Source organism: Streptomyces sp. NPDC043996, from assembly GCF_056435225.1.
The window spans coordinates 265,708-288,626 of record NZ_JBWKEY010000011.1 but is presented as its reverse complement, the minus strand read 5'-3'; the positions used below and the strand labels follow the sequence as shown (position 1 = coordinate 288,626).

Annotated in this window: 21 protein-coding genes; 15 read left to right on the top strand and 6 right to left on the bottom strand. The window is 71.6% G+C overall.

Annotated elements, in window-relative coordinates; genetic code table 11:
- Window positions 1-29: 29 nt before the first annotated feature.
- The 6 genes from tal (at window position 30) to AC07A4_RS28115 (ending at window position 5,355) form a co-directional block, all read left to right on the top strand.
- Window positions 30-1,253 (top strand): transaldolase, encoded by a 1,224-nt coding sequence (tal, locus tag AC07A4_RS28140; protein ID WP_478603591.1) that lies wholly within the window; start codon window positions 30-32, stop codon window positions 1,251-1,253.
- Window positions 1,250-2,494, top strand: a complete 1,245-nt coding sequence (locus AC07A4_RS28135; protein WP_478603589.1) for an MFS transporter — start codon at window positions 1,250-1,252, stop codon at window positions 2,492-2,494. The genes tal and AC07A4_RS28135 overlap by 4 nt, the downstream gene beginning before the upstream one ends.
- A 23-nt stretch (window positions 2,495-2,517) precedes the next feature.
- Window positions 2,518-2,826 (top strand): antibiotic biosynthesis monooxygenase family protein, encoded by a 309-nt coding sequence (locus tag AC07A4_RS28130; RefSeq protein WP_478603586.1) that lies wholly within the window; start codon window positions 2,518-2,520, stop codon window positions 2,824-2,826.
- A gap of 294 nt (window positions 2,827-3,120) precedes the next feature.
- On the top strand, window positions 3,121-3,366 hold the full coding sequence (locus AC07A4_RS28125; protein ID WP_478603584.1) for a hypothetical protein: 246 nt from the start codon (window positions 3,121-3,123) through the stop codon (window positions 3,364-3,366).
- 1 nt (window position 3,367) lies between these two features.
- A complete protein-coding gene (locus AC07A4_RS28120) occupies window positions 3,368-4,561 on the top strand; it encodes a JmjC domain-containing protein (RefSeq protein ID WP_478603582.1) in 1,194 nt (397 codons plus the stop codon).
- Between the two features lie 182 nt (window positions 4,562-4,743).
- Entirely contained in the window at window positions 4,744-5,355 is a 612-nt protein-coding gene (locus AC07A4_RS28115; RefSeq protein WP_478603579.1) for a CAP domain-containing protein, read from the top strand.
- Between the two features lie 123 nt (window positions 5,356-5,478).
- On the opposite strand, the gene AC07A4_RS28110 is transcribed toward AC07A4_RS28115, so the two are convergent.
- On the bottom strand, window positions 5,479-5,949 hold the full coding sequence (locus AC07A4_RS28110) for an NUDIX hydrolase (protein WP_478603577.1): 471 nt from the start codon (window positions 5,947-5,949) through the stop codon (window positions 5,479-5,481).
- A gap of 178 nt (window positions 5,950-6,127) precedes the next feature.
- On the opposite strand from AC07A4_RS28110, the gene AC07A4_RS28105 reads away from it, so the two are divergent.
- From AC07A4_RS28105 to AC07A4_RS28085, 5 genes are all read left to right on the top strand, one after another.
- Window positions 6,128-7,624 (top strand): MFS transporter, encoded by a 1,497-nt coding sequence (locus AC07A4_RS28105; RefSeq protein WP_478603574.1) that lies wholly within the window; start codon window positions 6,128-6,130, stop codon window positions 7,622-7,624.
- Window positions 7,625-7,824: 200 nt separating this feature from the next.
- A complete protein-coding gene (locus AC07A4_RS28100; protein WP_478603571.1) occupies window positions 7,825-9,060 on the top strand; it encodes a serine hydrolase domain-containing protein in 1,236 nt (411 codons plus the stop codon).
- Between the two features lie 180 nt (window positions 9,061-9,240).
- Window positions 9,241-10,161 (top strand): trypsin-like serine peptidase, encoded by a 921-nt coding sequence (locus AC07A4_RS28095; RefSeq protein WP_478603568.1) that lies wholly within the window; start codon window positions 9,241-9,243, stop codon window positions 10,159-10,161.
- A gap of 259 nt (window positions 10,162-10,420) precedes the next feature.
- A complete protein-coding gene (locus tag AC07A4_RS28090; protein ID WP_478603566.1) occupies window positions 10,421-11,830 on the top strand; it encodes an MFS transporter in 1,410 nt (469 codons plus the stop codon).
- Window positions 11,827-13,056: an FAD-dependent monooxygenase gene (locus AC07A4_RS28085; RefSeq protein ID WP_478603563.1), complete on the top strand. Its 1,230-nt coding sequence runs from the start codon at window positions 11,827-11,829 to the stop codon at window positions 13,054-13,056. The genes AC07A4_RS28090 and AC07A4_RS28085 overlap by 4 nt, the downstream gene beginning before the upstream one ends.
- Window positions 13,057-13,116: 60 nt before the next feature.
- On the opposite strand, the gene AC07A4_RS28080 is transcribed toward AC07A4_RS28085, so the two are convergent.
- The 4 genes from AC07A4_RS28080 to AC07A4_RS28065 form a co-directional block, all read right to left on the bottom strand.
- Window positions 13,117-13,803, bottom strand: coding sequence for a response regulator transcription factor (locus AC07A4_RS28080; RefSeq protein WP_478603560.1), 687 nt, complete (start codon window positions 13,801-13,803; stop codon window positions 13,117-13,119).
- Window positions 13,800-15,137, bottom strand: a complete 1,338-nt coding sequence (locus tag AC07A4_RS28075; RefSeq protein WP_478603557.1) for a sensor histidine kinase — start codon at window positions 15,135-15,137, stop codon at window positions 13,800-13,802. The genes AC07A4_RS28080 and AC07A4_RS28075 overlap by 4 nt, the downstream gene beginning before the upstream one ends.
- A 7-nt stretch (window positions 15,138-15,144) precedes the next feature.
- Window positions 15,145-17,385 carry an MMPL family transporter gene (locus tag AC07A4_RS28070; protein ID WP_478603555.1) on the bottom strand — a complete coding sequence of 747 codons (2,241 nt, stop codon included), beginning with the start codon at window positions 17,383-17,385 and terminating at the stop codon, window positions 15,145-15,147.
- A gap of 216 nt (window positions 17,386-17,601) precedes the next feature.
- On the bottom strand, window positions 17,602-18,627 hold the full coding sequence (locus AC07A4_RS28065) for a LuxR C-terminal-related transcriptional regulator (protein ID WP_478603552.1): 1,026 nt from the start codon (window positions 18,625-18,627) through the stop codon (window positions 17,602-17,604).
- Between the two features lie 258 nt (window positions 18,628-18,885).
- Between AC07A4_RS28065 and AC07A4_RS28060 the strand changes: the two genes are divergently transcribed.
- Complete coding sequence (locus AC07A4_RS28060) at window positions 18,886-19,518, top strand: hypothetical protein (RefSeq protein ID WP_478603550.1); 633 nt, start codon at window positions 18,886-18,888, stop codon at window positions 19,516-19,518.
- An 85-nt stretch (window positions 19,519-19,603) separates the two neighbouring features.
- Here the strand turns inward: AC07A4_RS28060 and AC07A4_RS28055 are convergent, their stop codons facing one another.
- Window positions 19,604-20,515: a LysR family transcriptional regulator gene (locus AC07A4_RS28055; RefSeq protein WP_478603548.1), complete on the bottom strand. Its 912-nt coding sequence runs from the start codon at window positions 20,513-20,515 to the stop codon at window positions 19,604-19,606.
- A gap of 70 nt (window positions 20,516-20,585) precedes the next feature.
- Here AC07A4_RS28055 and AC07A4_RS28050 point away from each other — a divergent pair, with 70 nt between their 5' ends.
- From AC07A4_RS28050 to AC07A4_RS28040, 3 genes are all read left to right on the top strand, one after another.
- A complete protein-coding gene (locus AC07A4_RS28050) occupies window positions 20,586-21,659 on the top strand; it encodes an NAD-dependent epimerase/dehydratase family protein (protein WP_478603545.1) in 1,074 nt (357 codons plus the stop codon).
- Between the two features lie 14 nt (window positions 21,660-21,673).
- Window positions 21,674-22,558 carry an aldo/keto reductase gene (locus AC07A4_RS28045; protein WP_478603542.1) on the top strand — a complete coding sequence of 295 codons (885 nt, stop codon included), beginning with the start codon at window positions 21,674-21,676 and terminating at the stop codon, window positions 22,556-22,558.
- A gap of 131 nt (window positions 22,559-22,689) precedes the next feature.
- Window positions 22,690-22,887 carry a hypothetical protein gene (locus AC07A4_RS28040; protein WP_478603540.1) on the top strand — a complete coding sequence of 66 codons (198 nt, stop codon included), beginning with the start codon at window positions 22,690-22,692 and terminating at the stop codon, window positions 22,885-22,887.
- The last annotated feature ends 32 nt before the right edge of the window (window positions 22,888-22,919 follow it).

Here is a 22,919-nt window from a genome sequence, read left to right as displayed (position 1 = left end):
GACCGTACCGGCGAGGAGACAGCACGTCCATGACGAATCGATTCAGCGAATCATTGGGTGACCCCTTAAAGCAGTTGAGTGAGCACGGCGTGTCGATCTGGCTGGACGATCTCAGCCGCGAGCGTCTGGACTCCGGGAATCTCGCCGCCGTCATGCGGGACAAGGCGGTCGTCGGCGTCACCACCAATCCGTCCATCTTCCACCGGGCCATCGCGGGCGACTCCGGCTCGGCGTACGAGGAGCAGCTGCGCGACCTGGCCCTGCGCGGGGTCACCGCGGACGAAGCGGTCCGCGTGCTGACCACCGCGGACGTGCGCGCGGCGGCCGACATCCTGCGGCCGGTGTTCGACCGCACCTCGGGGCACGACGGCCGCGTCTCGCTGGAGGTCGACCCCCGCCTCGCCCACCAGACGGAGGCCACGGTCGCCGAGGCCCGGCAGCTGTGGTGGATGGTGGACCGGCCCAACGTACTCATCAAGATCCCCGCCACCCGGGCGGGACTCCCCGCGATCACCCGGGCCATCGCCGAGGGCATCAGCGTGAACGTGACGCTGATCTTCTCGATCGAGCGGTACCGGGCGGTGGCGGACGCCTATCTCAGCGGCCTCGAAGCGGCGCTCGAAGCGGGCCTCGACCTCTCCGGAATCGAGTCGGTGGCCTCCTTCTTCGTCTCCCGGCTCGACACCGAGACCGACCGGCGCCTCGAGCGGATCGGCGGCGAGAAGGCCCTCGCGCTGCGCGGCCGGACCGGCCTCGCCAACTCCCGTCTGGCCCACGAGGTGTACGAGGAGATCACCGCGTCGCCGCGGTGGCAGGCGCTGCGGGCGGCCGGGGCCAATCCCCAGCGCCTGCTGTGGACCTCGACCAGCACCAAGAACCCCGACTACCCCGACACCTGCTACGTCACCGGCCTGGTGACGGCGGGCACGGTCAACACCCTGCCGGAGCAGACCCTGGACGCCGTGGCCGACCACGGCGAGATCCAGCGAGACACCGTGCGGGGCCTGTACGCGGAGGCGGCGGAGGACTTCGCCGGTCTCGCGGGGGTCGGCATCGACTACGACGACGTCGTGGAGGTGCTTGAGGCCGAGGGGGTCGAGGCGTTCGAGAAGGCGTGGCAGACCCTCCTCGACAGCGTGGCGAGCACGCTCGTCCGCCTGGGCGAGGAAGCGGCCGCGCCCCGGCCGGATGGGGAAGCGTCCGCGCGCCGTGTACGACCGACCGGCAGTGGAACGGACGCGGGAGCACGATGACCGTAGCCGCATCGGCGGCTGAGACCGGGCCACGGGTGTCACGGGCATTCGTGGTCCGGCTCGGTCTCGGCTACCTCGGCCTGTACAGCGCGGTCCTGTCCGTGGCCCTGGTGACCCTCGCCCTGCGCGTCGAGGACGTCGACCCTGGGCACAAGGAGACCAGCCTCGCGGTGGTGGCCAGCCTCGGGGCCCTGGTGGCCCTGCTGGCCAACCCCCTGGCCGGGCGCCTCTCGGACCGCACGTCCTCGCGGTTCGGGCGGCGCAGGCCCTGGCTCGTCGGCGGGGTCATCGGTGGCACCCTCGGCCTGGCTGTGATGGCCGTGGTCCCGTCGATCGTCGCCGTCGCCGTCGGCTGGTGTCTGGCGCAGCTGTGCTTCAACGCGACCATCGCCGCGCTCGCCGCCACCGTGCCGGAGCAGGTGCCGGTCGCCCAGCGCGGCCTGGTCTCCGGCGTCGTGGGGTTCAGCCAGCGCCTCGCGGTTCCCATCGGCATGGGAGCGGCCGCCCTGTTCTCCGCGGGTGCCGCCGGGTTCCTGGTGCCCGCGGCGGTGGCGGTCGTCGTCATCACCCTGTTCGCCGTACCCCTGCGCGACGCGAGCGCGCCGGCGGGCCAAGCACCGTTCTCCACCCGGGAGTTGCTCGGCAGCTTCTGGACCGACCCGCGAAGCCACCCGGACTTCGGCTGGGTATGGCTGACGCGGTTCCTGGTGTTCTTCGCGGCGGTCGCACCCGTTCCGTACCTCGCCTACTACCTCACCTCCGAGCTTGACGTCTCCGATGGCGAGGTGGCGGGCACCGTCGCGCTGCTGACCACGCTCAACTACGGTCTCAGCGGCGTGACGGCGGTGCTGTGCGGCTGGCTGTCCGACCGGATCGGCCGCCGCAAGCCCTTCGTGACGGCGGCCGCCGTGTTCCTCGCCGCGGGCCTGGCCCTCCTGGCCACGTCCACCACACTGCCCTGGACGTACGTCGCCCAGGCCCTGTTGGGCGTCGGCTCCGGCTTCTACTTCGCCGTGGACATGGCCTTGGCCACCGCCGTCCTGCCCAACTCCGACGACGTCGGCAAGGACCTCGGCGTCATCAACAGCGCCGACGTCCTGCCCCAGTCCATCGGCCCCGCCCTCGCCCCGCTGCTGCTCGCGCTGGGCTCGGGCCACAACTACACGGCCCTTTACCTGTTCACGATGGTCGTGGGCCTCCTAGGAGCCCTCACGGTCACCCGCATCAAGACCATCCGCTGACCACCCCCCTCACTGGAGAAACCGTGATCTACGAATACGCCTACCTGTACATCACCCCCGGCCGGGAATCCGAGTTCGAGCAGGCCCTCCTCGCGGCGAGCCCCATCCTCAAGTCCGCGGAGGGCTGCCAGTCCGTCGAACTCCACCGCGATGTGGAGACCGAGGGCGCCTATCTGCTCCGCGTGGGCTGGGCGACCCTCGAGGACCACGTCGAGAAGTTCCCCAAGAGCGAGCAGGCCCCGAAGTTCGCCGCGGCCATCGAGCACTTCTTCGACCGCGAGCCCACCCTGCGCCACTTCGCCTCCCAGCCGGTGGGGACCACCGGCGGCTGAGCCCGGCACGCGAGTGGGGACGTCTCGCCGTCGGAGGCTCCGGCGGCGGGCCGGTCCCGGAGGCCGGCGCGCGGCAGCCGTGGCGCCTCTGCTCCGCCGGTGGTTCCAGGCGCGGTGGCCACGCCGCCGTCCCGGCCGGTCCCTGTCGGAGGTCGGCGCTCACCGCCGCCGCCCTGACAGCCTCCAATTCGACGCGCTCGCACGGTGACCACGCGAGCAACGGCACTTAGCATGGCATCAGTTGATCCTGCCGCTGCCTCCACAGGCCTCCTGCGATCCGACGGAGAGTTGACTGTGATCGATGTTCCTGATGTCCCACCCGCCGTGGTCCACGTGGTCGAGGGTTTGCAAGGGCAGCACACGGCACGTCCGGCCGGTCTGATCGACGGCTCGCGCAACGACGAGGTCATCACGGTCCATGTCTTCGGTCCGATGACCGTGACGACGACCCCGGGCATCGCGGACCTGTACGCCCACCGGCCCGCCTCACTCGTCAGCAACGTCGGCGAAGACGACTCGACGGACCCGTCGGAGGGGTGAGGTGACGACCAGTCACCCCTCGGCCGGTCTGGACTTCGACGACTGGTTCTCACCGCTGAGCCTTGCCGAATTCTCGCGGTCGGTCCTCGGCCGCGAGGCATACGTCACCCCGCCGCGCGAGGAGCTCGCCGAGCGGCTCCGGGACGCGTTGGGCGTGCACTCCGTCGCCGAGGTGCTTACCAAGCAGGTCCAGAAGGTGTTCGCCTGGTTCTACGCCCCCGACGGCCAGAACAGCTCCGCGGCGATCCCGGCGACGAGCGCGCAGCGCTTCTACGACGCCGGCCTCACCTTGTTCATCCAACAGGTCGCCGAGTTCGCCCCGTTCGAGCGCGAAGTCGCCCGTACGTTCCGGGTGACGGACAAGTCGGCGAAGTGCCAGCTGTTCTGCAACCGGCCGGGCGCCGCCACCAGGGTGCACTTCGATCCGATCGACGTGATCACCGTGCAGCTGACCGGCCGGAAGGTCTGGCGGGTGGCCCCCAACGCGTTCGCGCCGCTGCCGCTGGAGGGCTGGGGCCCCCACCAGCCGGTCTACCCCAACATGCGCAACTACGTACAGGGCACGCCGCCGGTCCGCATCCCGGATGACGCCATCGAGTACGTCCTTGAGCCCGGGGCGGTCTTGCACGTACCCCGGGGCTACTGGCACGAGACCACTTCGGACCAGGATTCGATCTCGCTGCACGTCCTGCTGATTCCCCCGCTGCGGGTCGACTTCCTGCTCGCCTCGCTCAAGAACGAGCTCCTGAGGCAACCGCTGTGGCGCGAGGCCGTGTACGACGTCGAGGCCCCTGAGGTGACAGCGGCCAGGCTGGCGGACGACCGGGAAGCCCTCCGGGTGGCACTGGACCGCCTTGACTGGCGAGATCTGTCCCGCACCCCCGTGGCCGAGCGTCCCGTCGGCCCCGGCGTCAAGTTCGTCCGCGCCGGTCAGGCCGCGTTCGGCATCGACGAGGTGACCGGGGACACCGCCACGATCTCGGTGACCGCCTACGGCTTCCACGAGACGCTGACGTCGACCACGCGGATCGACCGGCGGCTGCTCCCCGTCGTCGAATGGCTCGGCTCCATGCCGACCGGCGCCGCACTGGACCTCGCCGACGTGACACGGCGATCGCCGGAGCTGTCCGAGGCCGACGCGCGAGCACTGCTGCTCCTGCTGGAACGAGCCAGGCTCATACGCCGCGTGGTCTGAACGGGCACCGCCTCGCCAGCCCTCCCCTCCCCGGACATGCCCTCCTTCACCAATGCCCGCCACCACCACACCCCCCGCACGAGCCGCCCCGAAAACATCCGCGAAAAAGTGTTGTCCCCAGACCCTCCGCCCGGTCTCCCCTACGTCGGACCGACCGACGATCACCACAGAGCGGAGCGGACATGCACCTGGGCACAGACACCAACGACCACACCGGCGGGGAGCGCGGGCGGCACGGGCGGAGTCGTCGCGGACTGAAGGTTCGCGTCCTGGCGGGCGGAGCCGTCGCGGCCGCGGCCCTCGCGTCGGTGGGCACGTTCGCCCTCGCGGACACCACCGGTGACCAGAAGCCGGGCGCCGCCGCCCCGCAGGCCGAGAAGACGCCGATGCAGACCGCGTCGAGCAAGACCGCGCGGTACCAGAAGCGGCTTCTGGTCCTGGTCAACGCCGAGCGGAAGAAGGCGGGCTGCAGGCCGCTGCGCCTCGACCGGCGCGTGCAGGCCGCCGCGCAGGCCCACGCCAAGGACATGGCGGCGCGCGACTACTACGACCACACCAGCCCGGAGGGCAAGAGCGCGGGCGACCGCATGCGGAAGGCGGGCTACCGCGCCGGGGCGTGGGGCGAGAACATACACAAGGGGCCCAAGGGCCCCAAGACCGCCATGCGTGACTGGATGCGCAGCTCCGGGCACCGCGCCAACATCCTCAACTGCGCGTACAAGGACTTCGGCGCCGGAGTCAGCCTGAAGGCCAACGGCCCGTGGTGGGTCCAGAACTTCGCCACCAAGCTCTGACACCGCGACACTCAGGCCCGGGTGGGTTCGGGGGCTGGCCGTGCGGCCAGTCCCGAACCTGCCCGGGTCATCCGCTCCCCCGGCCAACACCCCTTCGTCGGCGCACGGTTCCGTCGGCGGCGGTCAGTGCTGGATCAGGCCACCGACCGGCACGGGAGCAACGCGGCCGGTTGCCGGAGCGGTCCGCGCCAGCGTGAGTCCGACATCAACCAGCGACGACCGGCACAGGTGGGCGACGTCGGGCAGCGGAGTCCAAACGGACTCAGCGGTGTCGCCGTTCGGCTCGGGCCGGAGTCGTCCGCCGGTGACACGGACCCGGTAGAACACGCCGATGTTCTGGTGCTCGGTGCCGGAACGGGCCTCCGCCGCGGGGATCACCCTTGAGTCCACGCCCAGCAGGCGTTCGACCACCGCTTCGCAGCCGGTCTCCTCGGCGAATTCCCGGAGCACCGCGTCGAACGGGTCCTCCGCGTGCTCCACCCCTCCGCCCGGAAGCGTCCAGTTGGACCCGCCCTCCGGGGGCACGTGACGCGCGAGCAGTACGCGCCCGTCCTCGATGCATACGGCGTACGCCGCCAGCCGGAAACTCCTCATTCCCACCCATCCCTCCGGTCTCCACGGCGCCCACGGTGCCCGCACGGTGCCTCAGTGACTTCAAAGTGCCTTCTTCCGTCTCCTGCCCCGCTGCCGCAGGATGCCATTGGTTACGAGAAGGAACTGGCCATCAATGGCGTAACCGCTACCGCTACCGCCACGCACCGAAGGAGTCTCCATGGGCGCCCGCGCCTGGGCACTACTGCTGGTCCTCTGCGGAACGATCTTCCTAGAGGGCGCCGACATCGCCATGCTCGCCGTGGCCATCCCCAGCATCCGGTCCGACCTGGATCTTTCGACCGGCACCGCGGCCTGGGTGATCAGTGCCTACGTCCTCGGGTACGCGGGCTTCACCCTGCTCGGCGGCCGCGCGGCGGACCTGCTCGGCAGGCGGCGGATGTTCCTGACCTGGCTCGGGGTCTTCCTCCTGTTCTCCGGGCTCGGCGGCTTCGCCACCGAGGGCTGGATGCTGGTCGTGGCGCGGTTCGTGACCGGGGTGGCCGCGGCGTTCATGACGCCCGCCGCGATGTCCATCATCACCACCTCCTACGCGGAAGGGCCGGACCGCGACCGGGCGCTGCTGATCTTCGCGGGGACGTCCGCGGGCGGCTTCTCGCTCGGCCTGGTCGTCGGCGGGCTGCTCACCGAGATCGGCTGGCGGTGGGCGTTCTTCGCGCCGGTGTTCGTCGCGGGCATGATCCTCGCGGCGGCAATCCGGCTCATCCCGAAGCAAGCGCCGAACGGCGCGGACAGAACCATCGGAACCACGCGCACGCGCGGCGCCCTCAAGGGCTTCGACCTGCCGGGAGCGGCCGCGGCCGCGGGCGCCATGCTGCTGCTCGCCTTCAGCATCGTCCAGCTCGAACACGGCTTCGACGACTGGCCGTTGACGGCCGCCGCTCTGGCCGCGGGCCTGCTGCTCGTCGCCGCCTTCGTGCGGATCGAGCGACGTGCGGCGCAGCCACTGGTGCGCCTGGGGATCTTCCGTACGGGGTCGGTGGTGCGGGCCGGACTCGGCGCGCTGCTGTACCTCGGGGCCTTCATGGGCTTCCAGCTCGTCCTGACCCTCTACCTCCAGGACCTGCGCGGCTGGCCGTCCTGGCAGGCCGCCATCGCGATGGTCGTGCTGGGCTGCGACGTGGCCCTGTCGCCGACGCTCACACCGCGCCTGGTGCGGCGGTTCGGCAACACACGCGTGATCCTCGGCGGCTTCCTGATGGCGTTCGTGGCGTACGTCCTGTTCCTGCCCGTCGGCATGGACTGGCCGTACCTGCTGATGTTCCCGACGCTGCTCCTTGCCGGAACCGGCTTCGCGCTCACGCTCGGCCCGCAGATGATCGCGGCGACGGACGGCGTGGCCGAGCGGGAACAGGGCCTGGCGAGCGGCCTGCTGCAGACCGCCACGCAGTTCGGCGCCGCGATCGGCATCTCCGCGGTGACGGCCGTCATCGGCCTGGTCTCGACGGGCTCCCACGCGGGCGCGGGCGCCGAGCCGGACCTCACGGCGTTCCGCTGGGCGCTGGTCGTCCCGGTGGTCATGGCGGCCCTCGGCGTGGTTGTCGCGGCGGTCGGGGTACGCAGGGGGACGGGCAGGGACGGCAGGGTTTCCCAGCCGGTCGCGGGCAGCACTCGGCCCGCCGCCTTGAGCGGGTCCGCGGCTTCTCGGAGTACGTGAAGTCCGTGGCGGCAGCGCCCACCCAGCCCGGAGCCACCGCGTGGGCAGAGTCCGCGAACGTACGCCAGGCGTGTGCGCCCTCTTCAGGTGCGCCGGGCGGCGTCGACACGAACGGGGTGCTCCGCTCGCGCCGTACCGGTGTGCCAACCGTCGCCGGGCAGCATGAGTCTCTCCGGTGAAAGGGTGAGAGGGAGGTTCCCATGGCCATGCGCACGCTATGGACCACGCTGGCCGCCGTCGTCGCGGCGGCCTCGGTGGTCGCCGCGACCGGGCTTGCGGCCCCATCGGCAGCGGCGGAGGCGGCGGTCGCGACGGCGGTACCTGCCGGTTCGGATCGGGCGGTACCCGGCGGATCGGATCGGGGGCACGAACAGACCCGGGCCGCACTGGACTTCGCCGTCCGGGAGGGGGTGCCCGGCGTCCTGGCGCGGGCGCACGACGCGCGCGGCACCTGGCGCGGCTCCGCCGGGGTCGCCGACCTCCGTACGGGGCGCCCGCCCTTGTCGGCCGACCGGTTCCGGGTGGGCAGCGTCTCCAAGGTGTTCATCGCGACGGTCCTGCTCCAGCTGACGGCGGAGGGCAGGCTGAGCCTGTCGGACACCGTGGAGAAGTGGCTGCCCGGCGTGGTCCGGGGCCACGGCCACGACGGCCGCGCGATCCGCGTCAGGCAGCTCCTCAACCACACCAGCGGCGTCTACGACTACACCGAAGACCCCGGCCTGCACCTTCAGGGCATCCAGTACCTGACCCACCGCTACGACACCTGGACGCCTGAACAGCTCATCGCGCTCGCCATGAACCACAAGCCGACGTTCGCCCCCGGAACCGGCTGGAACTACACCACCACCTCCTACGTGCTCGCCGCGATGATCATCGAACGGGTGACGGGCCACACCTACGCCGCGGAGGCCGGACGGCGGATCTTCACACCCCTCGGACTGCACGCCACCTCACTGCCCGGCACCGCCACGACGATTCCCCAGCCGAGCGGGCGGATGTACACCAAGTTCCCCGACGACCCTGAGCGAGCGGTCCACGACATCACGGAGTTCAACCCCTCCTGGGGCTGGTCCGCGGGCGAGGTCATCACAAGCCCCGCCGACCTCGACCGCTTCCTGACGGCCCTGATGCGCGGAAAGCTGCTGCCCAAGGCCCAGTTGGACGAGATGACGACCACCGTCCCCTCCCCCGACTTCGGCGACGGCCAGGAGGACGGCCTGGGCATCTTCCGCGCCACGCTGCCCTGCGGCGAGGTGATCTGGGGGCACACCGGCTTCATGCCCGGCTCGCAGAGCATGGCCTACACCACCCGGGACGGCCGGCACCGCCTGGTGGCCAACTTCAACACCGACTGGGCCGGGGACACCGATGCCGCCGCGTATGTGCTCCTCGCGGAATTCTGCGGAACGGTCCCGCCTGCCGCAGCGAACCGGTAACCAGTGACCCACCACCAGCGCCCAACAGACGGAGGCCGAGCCCACCGCCTGCCAGACCGTCGTACCCATGTGTCACAGAACGTCAACAGCGCCAACCGCACAGCCGGTTCGCCCCTCTTATCTCTCGCAGCGCGGGCGGACCGCCCGTTCACCACCGCATCAGTCGAGGAGACATCCGTCATGCCCGAGACATCCACGTCCACGAGCCGGACCCTTCGGCACCGGGCCGCAGGGCTCGCCGTGGTCACCACGGCCCTCGCCCTCGCCGCCCCGGTCCCGGCGATGGCCGCGGTCGAGCAGGCCGGGGCCGCCTCGGCCGACCCGGTCTCCGTCATGACGTACACCGCCAAGGAACGCCGGGACGCGCTCGCCTACTGGACGCCCGCGCGGATAGCAGCCGTCGGGAAGTCCGTGGACCTCGGGCCGACCGGGCCGAAGGCCAAGCCGTGGCGGGGCACCACCCTCAAGACGGTGGGCCGGCTCTTCTTCGTCAACGCGGGCGGCGCCGACACCTGGTGCACGGCCACCGCCGTGAAGAGCGCCAACCGCTCCGCGGTGATGACCGCCGCCCACTGCGTGCGCCGAGGCTCCTCGCCCTACAACACCAACACCACGATGGTGTTCGCACCCGCTTACCACAACGGCAAGACACCGTACGGCGCGTTCGCGGTCCGTACCGTCGCGTCCCCGCGCAGCTGGGAGACGGACTCCACCAACGACGTGTCCGCGCTGACCGTCGACGCCGACAAGAGCGGCAAGAAGCTCACCGACGTCGTGGGCGGTCAGGCCATCGCCTTCAACCGCCCGGTCGGCGGCGCCATCTCCTCCTTCGGCTACTCCGCAACCCGCCCGCAGCGAGGCGAGCGGCTCCTGCGCTGCGTGGGTACGGCGAAGAAGGAGCACGGCCAGCAGTTCATCCCCTGTGACATGTCCGGCGGCTCCAGCGGCGGCCCGTGGCTGGCCGACTTCGACGCCACCACGGGCAAGGGCGTCCTGGTCTCGGTCAACAGCTCACTGGACTCGCTGACACCGACCAAGATGTACGGAGAGGTGCTGCGGGCCACGGCCAAGAAGGTGTACGAGCGGGCGCAGCGACGCTGACGCGGGGGCGCGGGGGCCGGGCTCCCGGCCCGCGTCGGCCCGTAGTGCGTAGGCACCAGGACACCTGAAGTGCTGGTCCAGGCGCACCAGGAGAAGACGGGGGCGGGGAACGATGCCCGGCCGGACGCCGGGAGGAAGGGTGGAAGACGCGTGGATCTCACGCGTCTCCCCCTGTGCCGCACGGCGTCTGGAGTGATCAACAGATGGCTATGTTTCCCCGCCCGGCCGGGCAGGCCCCCGTCCATGCTCACCGCCCACGGTGAACGGCACGGCCCCGCCCGTCGCCGTGGTGTCCCCGGTCCGCGTCGGAAGGCTGTCGATCGGTGCCCTCGGCGTCCTGGCACTCGCTCTCGGCACCCTGCAGTCCGTGGTGGACCCCGCCCTCCCGCAGCTGCAACGTGAGTTGGGGGTCAGCCCGGCCGAAGGGGCGCTGATCGGCAACACCTTGCTCGTCACCGGCGCGGTCGTCGCACCCGTAGCGGGCAAACTCGGCGACCGCTACGGTGGAAAGCGGGTGCTGGTCTGGCTGATGGCCGTGGTGTCGGCCGGTGGTCTGCTGGCCAGCCTCGCGCCCAACCTACCGGTGTTGTTGCTGGGGCAGGTCTTGCAGGGCGTCATGGTGGGTGCGCTGCCCCTCACCTTCATCCTGGTGCGCGAACATCTCCCCGCACGAGCGTCACAGGTGGCGATCGGCCTCGTCATGGCGCTGTTCACGGGCGGCGGCATGGTGGGGACGCTGATCGCCGGGCCGCTCGCGGAAGGTCTTTCCTGGCACTGGATGTTCGCGCTGCCGACGCTCGCGGTCATCGCGACGACGCTGGTCGTGGCGCGGCTGATGCCACATGATCCACCGGTCTCGTCGGATCACCGGATCGACTGGCCCGGCATGCTGCTCCTGAGCGGCACCTTGCTGACGTTCATGCTCGGGCTCGTGCGGGTGACGGGCGCCGGCCTTTCGCCCCTCGCGGTCGCCGCCCTCGTGGTGACCGTGGCCGCGCTCGCGACCGGCTGGGTCGCCGTCGAGCGCCGGGCGGCCTCGCCCATGATCGATCTGCGCATGCTGGCGAAGCCCGCGATGTGGCACTCATGCGTACTGACCCTCGTCATCACCGCCAGTCTCGGGATGGTGACCTTCCTGCTCCCGCAGCTGTTGGCGCTCTCTGCCGACGGGTACGGCTTCGGGCTCAGCACCACCGACATCGGCCTCGCCCTGCTGCCCGGCGCCATCGCCGGGGCGGTGAGCGACTCGGTCGGCGGGGTCGCGGCGCGGCGTTTCGGTCTGCGGACCGTGCTCGTCGTGGGCGCCGTCGTCACGGCGGCCACGACGATCGCCCTGGTGTCGCTGCACAGCGCGGCATGGCAGCTCGTCCTCGCGAAGGCGCTCACCGCGATCGCCGCGGGCATCGCCGCCACGGCGCTGCTCATCCGCGCCGCCACCGCCGTCGACGCCAAGGACACCGGCATCGCCACCAGCCTGCTCGTGGTGACCCGCGTGATCGGCGTCGCCCTGGGCGTCCAGACCGGCGGCGCGATCCTCGACGCCGGGGCCGACGCGACGACGGGCCAGCCCACCGAGTCGGCCTTCGCCACCGGCTTCGCCATCGCCGGGCTCATCGCCGCCCTGTCACTGCTCGTCGTCCGCATCACGAAGAAGGGAACCCGGACATGACACGCACACCCACCAGTCCGTGGCCGATTACGCGCACGAACGAAAGGCGCAGGATTCTGATCTCGGGGGCCAGCATCGCCGGACCCGCCCTTGCCTACTGGCTGCACCGGTCCGGATACGCGGTCACCGTGGTGGAGAAGGCGGGCGCGCTGCGCGACGGCGGCTACCCGATCGACATCCGCGGTACCGCGACGGAGGTGGTCCGGCGCATGGGGATACTGCCGCGGCTGCGGGACGCGCACGTCGGCACGCGTCGCTCCACCTTCCTCAACGCCGACGGCAGCACGGTGGCCTCGATCTACGAGCGCGGCGCCGCCGACCGCGCCGAGGGACAGGACCTGGAGGTGCGCCGCGGGGATCTGGCCGCGACCCTCTACGCGCTCGTGCGCGACGACGTGGAGTTCCTCTTCGGCGACTCCATCGACACCCTCGACCAGTCCGGACAAGAGGTCGACGTCACGTTCCGCGGTGGGCGACAGCGCACGTTCGACCTGGTCGTCGGCGCCGACGGCATGCACTCCCGCACCCGGGAGTCCGTGTTCGGCCCCGAAGAGCGGTTCCACCACTACCTCGGCCACTGCTTCGCCATCTTCACCATGCCGAACACCTTCGGGCTCTCCCACGAGCTGATGATGTGGAACACCCCGGGGAGGGCCGCGGTGCTCTACGCCGTCGAGGACACCGACGAACTGCACGCCTTCCTGAACTTCCACCGGCCAGAACCGCCGCTGTACGCCCTCCGCGACCCCGACGCCCAACGGGACCTGGTCGCCACGGTCTTCACGGGCGCGGGCTGGGAGGTCCCGAACATGGTCAGCGCCATGTGCGTCGCGGACGACCTGTTCTTCGACACGGTCGGTCAGATCCGCATGCCCCGCTGGTCAAGCGGCCGCGTCGCGCTCGTCGGCGACGCCGCGTACGCGCCCTCGTTCCTCACCGGACAAGGCTCGAGCCTCGCCCTCGCCGGTGCCTACATGCTCGCCGACGCCCTCACCACGCACCGGGACCACACCACGGCCTTCGCCGCCTACGAAGGCAGCGTCCGCGGGTTCGTCACCATGAACCAGGCACTGGTCGACAAGGGCGAGGCCGCGCTCTTCCCCACCACGGCGCGGGCCCTGGAGCAGCGCAACGCCATGCTGCGCGGCCTCACCACCATGCCCGCCGCGACACCGCGACCGGCCCACTCCGCCCTCGCGCTGCCCGCGTTCGCCCCGATGCCGTGACCTGACACGGCGGCCGCAGGACGGGCGGCGTCGGCCAGCCGGGCCCACCGGTGGGTGGCGTCAGCGGTCGGCGCCGCCGTCGGGGGCGGCGTGGGCGAGGCCCGTCCGGTAGGCGATGACGACGAGTTGCGCCCGGTCGCGGGCCTCCAGCTTCGTCATGGCGCGCTGCACATGGGCGCGGACGGTGAAGGGGCTGAGGAACATCCGCTCGGCGATCTCCTGGTTGGACAGGCCGGTCGCGACCAGCGCCACCATCTCGCGTTCGCGCGGGGTGAGCACGGCGAGCTGCGCGGAGCGGTCCGGCGGGGCGCCTTCCGGCGTGGCCAGGAATCGGGCGACCAGGGAGCGCGTGGCGGCCGGGGAAAGGAGCGTGTCGCCGTCGGCGATCGTGCGTACGGCGTCAAGGAGGTCCTCGGCGCCGATGCCCTTGCCGATGAACCCGCCGGCGCCCGCGCGCAGCGCCTGGGCGACGTATTCGTCGGTCTCGTACGTGGTGAGGATCAGGATGCGGCTGGCCCGCAGTTCCGGGTCCGCGCAGATCTGTGACGTGGCGGTGAGGCCGTCCACCTCGGGCATGCGGATGTCCATGATCACCACGTCCGGGTGCAGCTCCCGCGTGAGTCGCACCGCTTCCCTGCCGTCGGCGGCCTCGCCGACCACGGTGATGTCGTCGGCGGAGTCGAGCAGCAGCCGGAAGGCGCCGCGCAGCAGGGCCTGGTCGTCGGCGAGCAGCACGCGGAGGGTCATGGCGCGCCCCCGGCCTCGCGGTCGCCCGTACTCCCGTCGTCCTTCGCTTCGTCCGGCATGCGTCCCTCGATGGTCGTGGCTCCGTCAGTCATGCGCGTCGTGTCCTTGGCGGGCGGCAGCGGCAGTTGGGTGGAGACGAGGAAGCCGCCCTCCGGGCGCCTGCCCGCGGAGAGGTGTCCCCCGACCGCCGTGGCGCGTTCACGCATCCCGATGAGACCGTAACCGGGCGGGCGGTCCCCCGCCGCGACTGCGCCCGGCGCCTCGGCTGAGGCTGAGGTCGGCGTCGTCCGGGCGCCCCGTCCGTCGTCGGCGACGGTGAGGGTGACGCGGTCGCGGTGCCAGGCCAGGCGCACCCGGGCGCTTCCGGTACCGGCGTGCTTGGTCACGTTGGTCAGCGCCTCTTGGACGATGCGGTAGGCGGTGAGGTCCACCCCCGGCGGCAGCGGCCTGGCCACGCCCTCCTGACGTACCGTCACCTCCAGGCCCGCGCGGCGGAAGGACTCCAGGAGCGTGGGCAGTTGGGAGAGGCCGGGCGCCGGTTCGGCGGAGGCGGCCGCGTCCCCGGACTGACGCAGCAGTCCGACGGTGGCCCGCAGGTCGTCGAGCGCGTCGCTGGTGGTCTCGACCAGCTCCTTGAGGCTTTTGCGGGTCTGTTCCGGGCGGGTGTCGAAGAGGTGGGCGGCCACCGTGGCCTGCGCGTTGGCCAGGGTGATCTGATGGGCCACCAGGTCGTGCAGTTCCCGGGCGATGCGCACGCGTTCCTCGGCGACCCTCCGGCGCGCCTCGCTGTCCCGGCTCTCCTCGGCCCGCAGCGCGCGCTCCTCCACGGCCGCCAGATAGGCCCGCCGGTTCCGCACCGAGCGGCCGAGCACCCCGGCCACCAGCGGGAACGCCGCCACCGCCCCCACCCTGCTGGCGTCCTTCCAGGAGAGGGCCCCGAACAGGGGGGTGGCGGCGAGGAGCAGCGCCCCGGAGACGAGCGACACCGCGGTCGCCACGCGCCGTTCGCTGCGCATGGTGAGCGCGTAGGAGTACGCGGTGATCACGGCGGGGGCCACGATGAGCGGGCTGAGCAGGAGGCCCAGGGGCGGCACGAGCATGCCGCACGCGGTCGTGACCGCCATGGCGGCCAGGGGCGCCCGGTGCCGCGCCAGCAGCGCGGCGCTGGACACCACGGCGATGACGTAGGCGGCGAAGGACGGCGGCGTTGGCGCGCTGTTGTCCTCCTTCAGCACGCCGCCGAGCAGGCAGAGCGAGAACGCCGTCGCCACGACCGCCGCCTCCCGCCATCGCGCGCCGCGTGGTCGCGGGCCGCCGCCCTCCGTGTGCGTCATGACCGGCTCAGGACCGGTGCCGGCCGGCGGGGAACGGCACCGCGGCTTCCGGCGCGGTCGCGGGGGCCGGGACGCGCGTGCTCAGCCTCTCGCCCTCGATGTCCACGTTCGGCAGCACACGGTTCAGGATACGGGGCAGCCACCAGGCCCGGTGGCCGAGCAGCGCGAGGACCGCGGGCACGATCGCCATCCGCACCACGAAGGCGTCGAAGGCGACGGCGGCGGCGAGGCCGACGCCCATCGTCTGGATGGTCGGGTTGCTCATCCCGATGAATCCGGCGAAGACGCTGACCATGATGACCGCCGCCGCGGCCACCACGCGTCCGCTGTGCCGGAACCCGCTGACGATGGCCTCGCCCGGGGACGCGCCGTGGACGTAGGCCTCTCGCATCCGGGTGAGGAGGAAGACCTCGTAGTCCATGGCGAGGCCGAAGACGATGCCGATGACGAGGATCGGCATCAGCGACATGACGGGACCGGTCTGCTCGATGCCGATGACGTCCGCCGCCCAGCCCCACTGGAAGACGGCGACGAGGACGCCGAAGGCGGCGCCCACTGACAGCAGGAAGCCGAGCGCGGCCTTGACCGGGACGAGGACCGAGCGGAAGACGACCGTCAGCAGGAGCACCGCCAGGCCGATGACCACGGTCAGATAGGGGATGAGGGCGTCGGACATGGCTTCGGAGATGTCGATGTTCATCGCGGTCTTGCCGGTCACCAGGACGCCCGCGCCCGTGTCGGCCTCGATGCCGGAGGCCGCGCCCCGGAGCGCCTGCACCAGGTCTTTCGTCTCGCCGCTGTTCGGCGCGGTCCGCGGTACGACGGTGAGGACGGCCGTGTCCTTGGTCCGGCTGAGCACCGGATCACCGACCGACGCGACGCCGTCCACGGCCCGTACGGTCTTGGCGACCCGGTCCGTGGTGGAGCGGGTGTCCCCGGAGTCCGAGGTGTCCACGACCACGGTCAGCGGGCCGTTGAAGCCGGGGCCGAAGCCCTCTGACAGCAGGTCGTAGGCGCGGCGCTGGGTGGTCTCGACCGACTTGGACTCGTCTCCGGGCAGGCCGAGTTCGAGGCTCAGGGTCGGCAGGGCGACGGCGCCGAGGCCGAGTCCGGCGATCATCAGGACGGCCACGGGGCGGCGCAGCACGAACCGTGCCCACCGGGTGCCGAGCCCGGGCCGTCCGGTCTCGGCGGCCTCCGGGTGCGGGCTTCCGGGACGGGCGGCCTTGCGGACGGCGCGGGACAGCACCCGCTCGCCGAAGGAGCCGAACAGCGCGGGGACGAGGGTCAGCGCGACGAGTACGGCGAGGGCCACGGCGCCCGCGCCGCCCAGGCCCATCTTGGTGAGTTCGGGGATTCCGACGACCCCGAGGCCGACCAGGGCGATGAAGACGGTCGCTCCGGCGAAGACGACGGCGGAGCCCGCCGTGCCGACGGCCCGCCCCGCGGCCTCCTCCGGTTCGCTGCCCCGGGCGCGCTCGTCGCGGTAGCGCGAGGTGATGAAGAGCGCGTAGTCGATGCCGACCGCGAGCCCCAGCATCAGCGCCAGGATGGCCACGGTGGACGTCAGGCCCAGCGGCACGGCCAGCGCGGAGACCAGGCCGAAGGCGATGGCCACGCCCACGAAGGCGGTCAGCAGCGACAGTCCGGCCGCGACCAGCGACCCGAGGGTGACGACGAGCACCACTGCCGCCACGACCACGCCGACGATCTCCGTCGTACCGCCCGGTGCTTCTTCCGCTTCCAGCGCCGAGCCACCGATCTCCACGGTCAGGCCCGTGTCCCGGCCCTGGCTCGCGGCGCCTTCGAGGGCGCTCTTCGTCGACGCGGTCAGATCGACGGCGTCCGCGGTGTAGGTGATCGTGGAGTAGGCGATGGTGCCGTCCTCGCTGATGGCGCCGGTCTCGTAGGGGTCGGCGGTCGAGGCGACCTGACCGCCCCGGTCCAGCAGGCCGAGCGCGTCCTTGACGGCTGCCTTGTTCTCCCCGGCCGTCACCCGCTGTCCGTCCGGGGCCTGGAACACCAAGCGGGCCTCGGCGCCTTGGGAGTTGCCCTGCGGGAAGCGCTCGTCAAGGAGGTCGAACGCCTGCTGCGACTCGGTGCCGGGCATGGAGAGGCCCTCGTCCTCCGCCGCCGGTGCCACGGCCGCGGCGACCATGGCCAGCAGCAGGGCGCCCAGCCAGGCACCTCCCACGAGCCGACGCCGCCGGAAGGCCCACCGTCCGATCCGGTACAGGAATATGGCCACTTGTCGATCACTCCAGACGCCGTGAGGCACAGGGGGAGACGCGTGAGATCCACGCGTCAACCACCCTTCCTCCCGGCGTCCGGCCGGGCATCGTTCCCCGCCCCCGTCTTCGTCTGGTGCGCCTGGACCAGCGCTTCAGGTGTCCTGGTGCGTACGCACTACGGGCTGGGGCGGGGCTTCACGGGGCCGAGGCGGACTCCCCCGGGCCGACGGCGCTCAGTAGGTGAGGCTCGCGATGAGTTCAGCGCGGCTGGTGACCCGCGTTTTGCGGTAGACGGCCTTGAAGTGGTCGTTGACGGTGTGCGCGGACACGTCCAAGCGGCGGGCGATCTGTTTGACGGAGAGACCTTCCAGCGCGCGTTCGACGACTGCCCGTTCTCGAGGGGTGATGCCGTACCAGGCGGCGATGGCGGGAAGGAGCACCTCGGCACGGGCCGGTTGGATGGTGACCGCCACCTCGCCGTCCGCTGGCTCCCCCAGAGGCTGGGCGTGCATGGCGACCCAGCCCCGAGCGGCGAGGCCCCGGCACACCACGGGCCCGCCGGTCTGGCGGGCCCGTTGGGCGATGTCCCACACGGGGTCGAGGATTTCCTCACCGCCGTGGGTTCGGTCGTGCGTCAGGGAGCGCACGGCTTCACGTCCGCTCGGAGTGATCGCTGTGATGCCGTTGTCGGGGCCGAGAACGATCAGGCCGGGTGGGAGATCGCTGCGCGCCGACCCGAGCGGGGTGGCGGCGACGAAGCGCCTGAGCAGGCCGGCGAGCGGCTGGGACAGGTTCGCGGCGTGTGCGGTGTCGGCGGGTGAGAAGGGTGTGCGGCCTCGTTCACGCAGCAGGATCAGCGTGCCCCAGGTCCGGCCGCCGTCAGTGAGCTCGACGCGTAGCTCGCTGGCGAATCCCTCGTCCCGCATGATGCGCAGCTGGGCGCTGTGCCGGGGGTCGGACATCCCGTGAGTGAGCACGCGGACAACACCGGTGTGCTCGCGCCCGCTGTCGGCGCGCCCGCTGTCGGCGCGCGCGGTGTCGCTGACGATCCGGCGCAGCGCCCGCGCGGAGTAGCAGTTGTTCGCGCTGCCGAAGCAGCCGGCGCGGGTGACGGGATCCATCCCGAACAGGATGTGTCCGTCGTGCGGGAGGACGCGCCCGACCAGGCCCGAGACCAGGTCGCCCAGTTCGGGCACGGTGCCGGCCTCTGCGGCTGCCGCCGTCGCGGTGCGGCGGATCGACTCAACGCCCGCGGTCATGCGAGCAGCGTGGCACAGGTCAACCCCCGAGTTCTCGGGATTCCCGGCTGTTGGGGTGCGAGGGATATTTGTCGACCAGCGGGCCTTGATGCCGTCTCGACCGTGTCGTTCGGCACCGCTCGGGGGAGTGGCTCGCCGTCCATCGGTACGTCGATCGTGCGCCGGTTCCTCCCGGCGCACGCCGGGAGAAGCCGCGCGCCGCGTGCGTGGATGCGCCACGCACGCGGAGGACGTACTGCCGTACAGACAGGGGGACATGTGATCAGCAAGACCAAACGCTGGTGGTCGTTCGGTGCCGCGGTGGCCGCGCTGGCGATGGCAGGGAGCTCGCTGACGACCGCGGAGGCGCGGGCGGTGGCCTTCCGTGACTTCCGGGTCGGCGTCCAGCTGGCCGATGACGCGGGCAGATCCGGCTTCGGGGTCGAACGGTTCACCAACTACGCCAACTTCGAGAACAGCGCCTCGCCGTGGGCCGGTGACAGCAACTACTACGACCCGGACGCGATGTCCATCAATCTGGACATGACACCGTTCAGGACCTTGCGGGACCTGGACTTCCGCATCGGGGCGCAGGCCAACGACAACAACGCCGAGGAAGGGCCGGTCCATTACACGCCCTGGGCCAGTCAGGGCGGCGGCCAGACGGACCTCGTCACGGACGCCAACGGGCACGATCCCGACGGCTACCGGGTCTTCCTCGACGTCCGCGAGTGGCCCGGGACCTACCGGCTGAACAACTTCCGGCTGTCCGTCGAGGCGTTCGACAACGGGCTCTACGGCGTACGGCAGTACACGCCGTGGGCCCACCAGCACGGCGGCAGGAGCCCGTACGCGATCGACGCCAACGGCTACGACCCCGACGGCTTCCGGTTCGGTCTCGAAGCCTACTGATTCCATGGTGCCCGGCCCCTGTGACGGGGGCCGGGCGTCGCCACGAGCGAGGCCGCGAGGTGGGAACCGGCCGCTCCGGGCGGGATCAACGCCCCAGGTGCTGCCGCGCGGCCTCCTCGCGGAGGGCTTGGATGAGCGTGGTGACGTGGGGGCGGTCGCCGCGGTCGGTCGCGGCGACGCCGATGTGCCGGATCGGCCCCGGCGGCTTGACCGGGACGGTGCGCAGGCCGGGGATGTCCGGGGTGAGGGCGATGGAGGGGATCAGGGAGATCCCCATGCCCGCGGCGACCAGCGAGCGGGCGAAGAAGTAGTCGGTGGTGGTCCCGCGCACTTCGGGGTCGAATCCCGCCCGCGCGGCGTAGCGGCGCAGGTACGCCTCGGTCTTCAGACAGCCGAGCACCCAGGGTTCGGCCGCCAGTTCGGCGAGGTCGAGCGCGTCGCTCGCGGCGAGCCGGTGCCGCCGGGGCAGGACGACGTGCAGGGGGTCTTCCAGGAGCGGTGTCCACTCCAGGCTGGGGCTTGGGCCCGGCCCCATGGGCAGGGGGCCGTCGAAGTGGTAGGCGAGCGCGAGGTCCACGGCGCCCTGGCGGACGAGCGGCAGGGTGTCCTCGGGTTCGCCTTCCCTGACGTGGAGCACGGTGTGGGGGTGGGCCGCCATGAGCCGGGTGAGCGCGGCGGGCAGCAGGAGTCTGCCGCCGCTGGTGAAGGTGGCGACGGTGAGCTGGAGGCGCCCCGTGCTGAGTTGGTCCACCCGCTGGCGCGCGTACTCGAGTTCCGCGGCGACGGATTCGGCGGCACCGACCATGATCTGACCGGCCTGGGTGAGGGTGACGCCGCGGGTGCTGCGGGCGACGACCTGGGCGCCGAGGCCGCGCTCCAGGGCGGCCACCTGCTGGGAGACGGCCGAAGGAGTCAGGCGCAGCGCCGCGGCCGCCCGGTTGAAGCTGCCGTGTTCCGCCACCGCCCGCAGGACACGAAGCCGCTGCACATCGATCAACAGTTTTCCTTCATACGTACCCAGTAAGTCATGACTTCCGCTGCGGACGGTAGGTCTCCAGGCTGGGGGCATGCAAGAGATCTGCGTCATCGGCGGAAGCCGGTACTTCGGGAAACTCCTGGTGGAGCGCCTGCGGGCGGTCGGCCACCAGGTCACGGTGATCAACCGCGGCTCGATCCGGCCGCCCGCGGGTGTCGAGCACCTCGTCGTCGACCGCGATGACGAAGCCGCCCTCACCGCCGCACTCGGCTCCCGCACCTTTGACGTCGTGGTCGATCAGGTCTGCTACACCCCCGTGCAGGCGGCGATCGCCGCCCGCGCCTTCGACGGCCGCACCCGGCGATACGTCATGACCTCCACGATCGAGGTCTACGACCCGGCGACCGCCGCGCTGCCGAGGGTGCCGGTGGGTACGCCGGTGCCAGAGGAGTGCGTGGACCCCGCCGCCTGGACGGTGGCCCTGGACCTGCCGTGGCACGACGACGCGTACCTTCAGGCGCACTACGCCGAGGGCAAGCGCCAGGCGGAGTCCCTCTTCACCCGCGCGGGCCGCTTCGCGTTCGCCAGTGTGCGCAGCGCCCATGTACTCGGCGGCGGAACGCGGGAGTTCACCGGCCGCCTCGCGTACTACACCGAGCGCATCGCCGAGGGCGAGGAGATCGCCGTGCACGCGAAGCCGCTGCCCACGGTCTTCATCCACTACGAGGAGCTGGCGGACCTGCTGCTGTGGGCGGCCACGGCCGACTTCACGGGTCCGCTCAACGCCTGCTCCGACGGACCGCTCGATGTGCGGGGCCTCGCCGCGGTCGTGGCCGCGCGGGTGGGCCAGGAGCCCGTCTACCGGACCGTTCCCGTGGGTGGGGCGGCTTCGGCGTTCTCCTTCGACCGCCACTACGCCATGAGCAACGCCCGCGCGAAGGAGTGGGGTTTCTCCTTCTCCCGGACCATCGACTGGCTGCCCGGCGCCGTCGCCGAGGCCCTGTCCACCGAACCGTCATCGACCAGGCCGTCGTCCACCGAACCGTCATCGACCAGGCCGTCGTCCGCCGAGCCGTCGTCCGCCAAGCCATCGTCCACCGAACCGTCATCCACCAAGCCATCGCCCACCGAACCGTCGTCCGCCGAGCCGTCGTCCGCCGTCTGAGGAGCCGAGCCTTCATGCAGTACCGCACCATCGCCGACACCGCCGTCAGCGCCATCGGCCTGGGCGCCATGCCGCTGTCCATCGAGCACCGCCCGGACGAGACGCGGGCCATCGCCACCGTGCACGCCGCGCTCGACGCCGGTGTCACGCTCATCGACACCGCCGACAGCTACCACTGGTACGCCGACGAGGCGGGCCACAACGAGCTCCTGATCGCCCGCGCCCTGGCCCGCTACGGTGGCGACACGTCCGGCGTCCTGGTGGCCACCAAGGGCGGCCGCGGCCGTCCCGGCGACGGCGGCTGGACCGTCGACGCCACCCCCGCCCACCTCAAGCGGGCCGCCGAAGCCTCCGCCAAGCGGCTGGGCGTGGCCGCGATCGGCCTGTACCAGCTGCACAAGCCGGACCCGGCCGTGCCCTGGGCGGAGTCCGTCGGCGCGCTGCGGGACCTGCTCGACGCCGGCACGATCCGCGCCGCGGGAATCTCCAACGTCACCAGCGACCAGATCCGCCAGGCCCACCAGATCCTCGGCGCCGGGCTCGTCTCCGTACAGAACCAGTACTCGCCCGCCGTCCGCGACTCCGAGCCCGAGCTGCGGCTGAGCACCCAGCTGGGTCTTGCCTTCCTGCCCTGGAGTCCTCTCGGCGGCATCTCCCGCAGCTCCCTCGACGGCCCCTCAGGACCCGCCTCCATCGGCACGGCCTTCCACCGCGTCGCGGCCGAGCACGGCGTCAGCCCGCAGCAGGTCGCCCTGGCCTGGCTGCTCGCCCGCTCCCCCGCGGTGATCCCGGTCCCCGGAGCCAGCCGCCCCGCCTCCATCACCGACTCGGCCGGGGCGACGGAGCTGACGCTGAGCGCGGAGGAGCTGGCGCGGCTCTCCGAGGCCGTCGCCGGGTAAGGCACCCCACCCCGCCTAAGGTGCCCCGCCCCCGCAAGATGCGGAACCTTCCCGATGTGCCGCACCCCCCTGGGAAACGAAAGTGGAGTCATCGCAGAGAGCGAGACACCAACACTCCAGGGGGACCCGAAATGTTCGACTACGAACTCCACCAGTTCCGCGCCGCCGAGCTCGCCCAGGAGGCCGCCCGCCAGGGTCTCGTACGGCAGGCGCTGAAGGCCGTGAAGACCCGGCGGACGCTCGGCCGCGAGGCCGCCGAGGCCCGTCTGGCAGCGGACCGCACCGAGCTCACCGCCCGCCAGGCCGAGCACTTCACCCGCGCGGCCTGAGCCCGGCCCGTCACGTACACCATCCTCCGCAC

Coding starts and splice junctions, on each gene's coding strand:
- tal (WP_478603591.1), top strand. CDS start 30: ATGACGAATCGATTCAGCGAATCATTGGGTGACCCCTTAAAGCAGTTG.
- AC07A4_RS28135 (WP_478603589.1), top strand. CDS start 1,250: ATGACCGTAGCCGCATCGGCGGCTGAGACCGGGCCACGGGTGTCACGG.
- AC07A4_RS28115 (WP_478603579.1), top strand. CDS start 4,744: ATGCACCTGGGCACAGACACCAACGACCACACCGGCGGGGAGCGCGGG.
- AC07A4_RS28110 (WP_478603577.1), bottom strand. CDS start 5,949: ATGAGGAGTTTCCGGCTGGCGGCGTACGCCGTATGCATCGAGGACGGG.
- AC07A4_RS28105 (WP_478603574.1), top strand. CDS start 6,128: ATGGGCGCCCGCGCCTGGGCACTACTGCTGGTCCTCTGCGGAACGATC.
- AC07A4_RS28100 (WP_478603571.1), top strand. CDS start 7,825: ATGGCCATGCGCACGCTATGGACCACGCTGGCCGCCGTCGTCGCGGCG.
- AC07A4_RS28095 (WP_478603568.1), top strand. CDS start 9,241: ATGCCCGAGACATCCACGTCCACGAGCCGGACCCTTCGGCACCGGGCC.
- AC07A4_RS28085 (WP_478603563.1), top strand. CDS start 11,827: ATGACACGCACACCCACCAGTCCGTGGCCGATTACGCGCACGAACGAA.
- AC07A4_RS28080 (WP_478603560.1), bottom strand. CDS start 13,803: ATGACCCTCCGCGTGCTGCTCGCCGACGACCAGGCCCTGCTGCGCGGC.
- AC07A4_RS28075 (WP_478603557.1), bottom strand. CDS start 15,137: ATGACGCACACGGAGGGCGGCGGCCCGCGACCACGCGGCGCGCGATGG.
- AC07A4_RS28065 (WP_478603552.1), bottom strand. CDS start 18,627: ATGACCGCGGGCGTTGAGTCGATCCGCCGCACCGCGACGGCGGCAGCC.
- AC07A4_RS28050 (WP_478603545.1), top strand. CDS start 20,586: ATGCAAGAGATCTGCGTCATCGGCGGAAGCCGGTACTTCGGGAAACTC.
- AC07A4_RS28045 (WP_478603542.1), top strand. CDS start 21,674: ATGCAGTACCGCACCATCGCCGACACCGCCGTCAGCGCCATCGGCCTG.
- AC07A4_RS28040 (WP_478603540.1), top strand. CDS start 22,690: ATGTTCGACTACGAACTCCACCAGTTCCGCGCCGCCGAGCTCGCCCAG.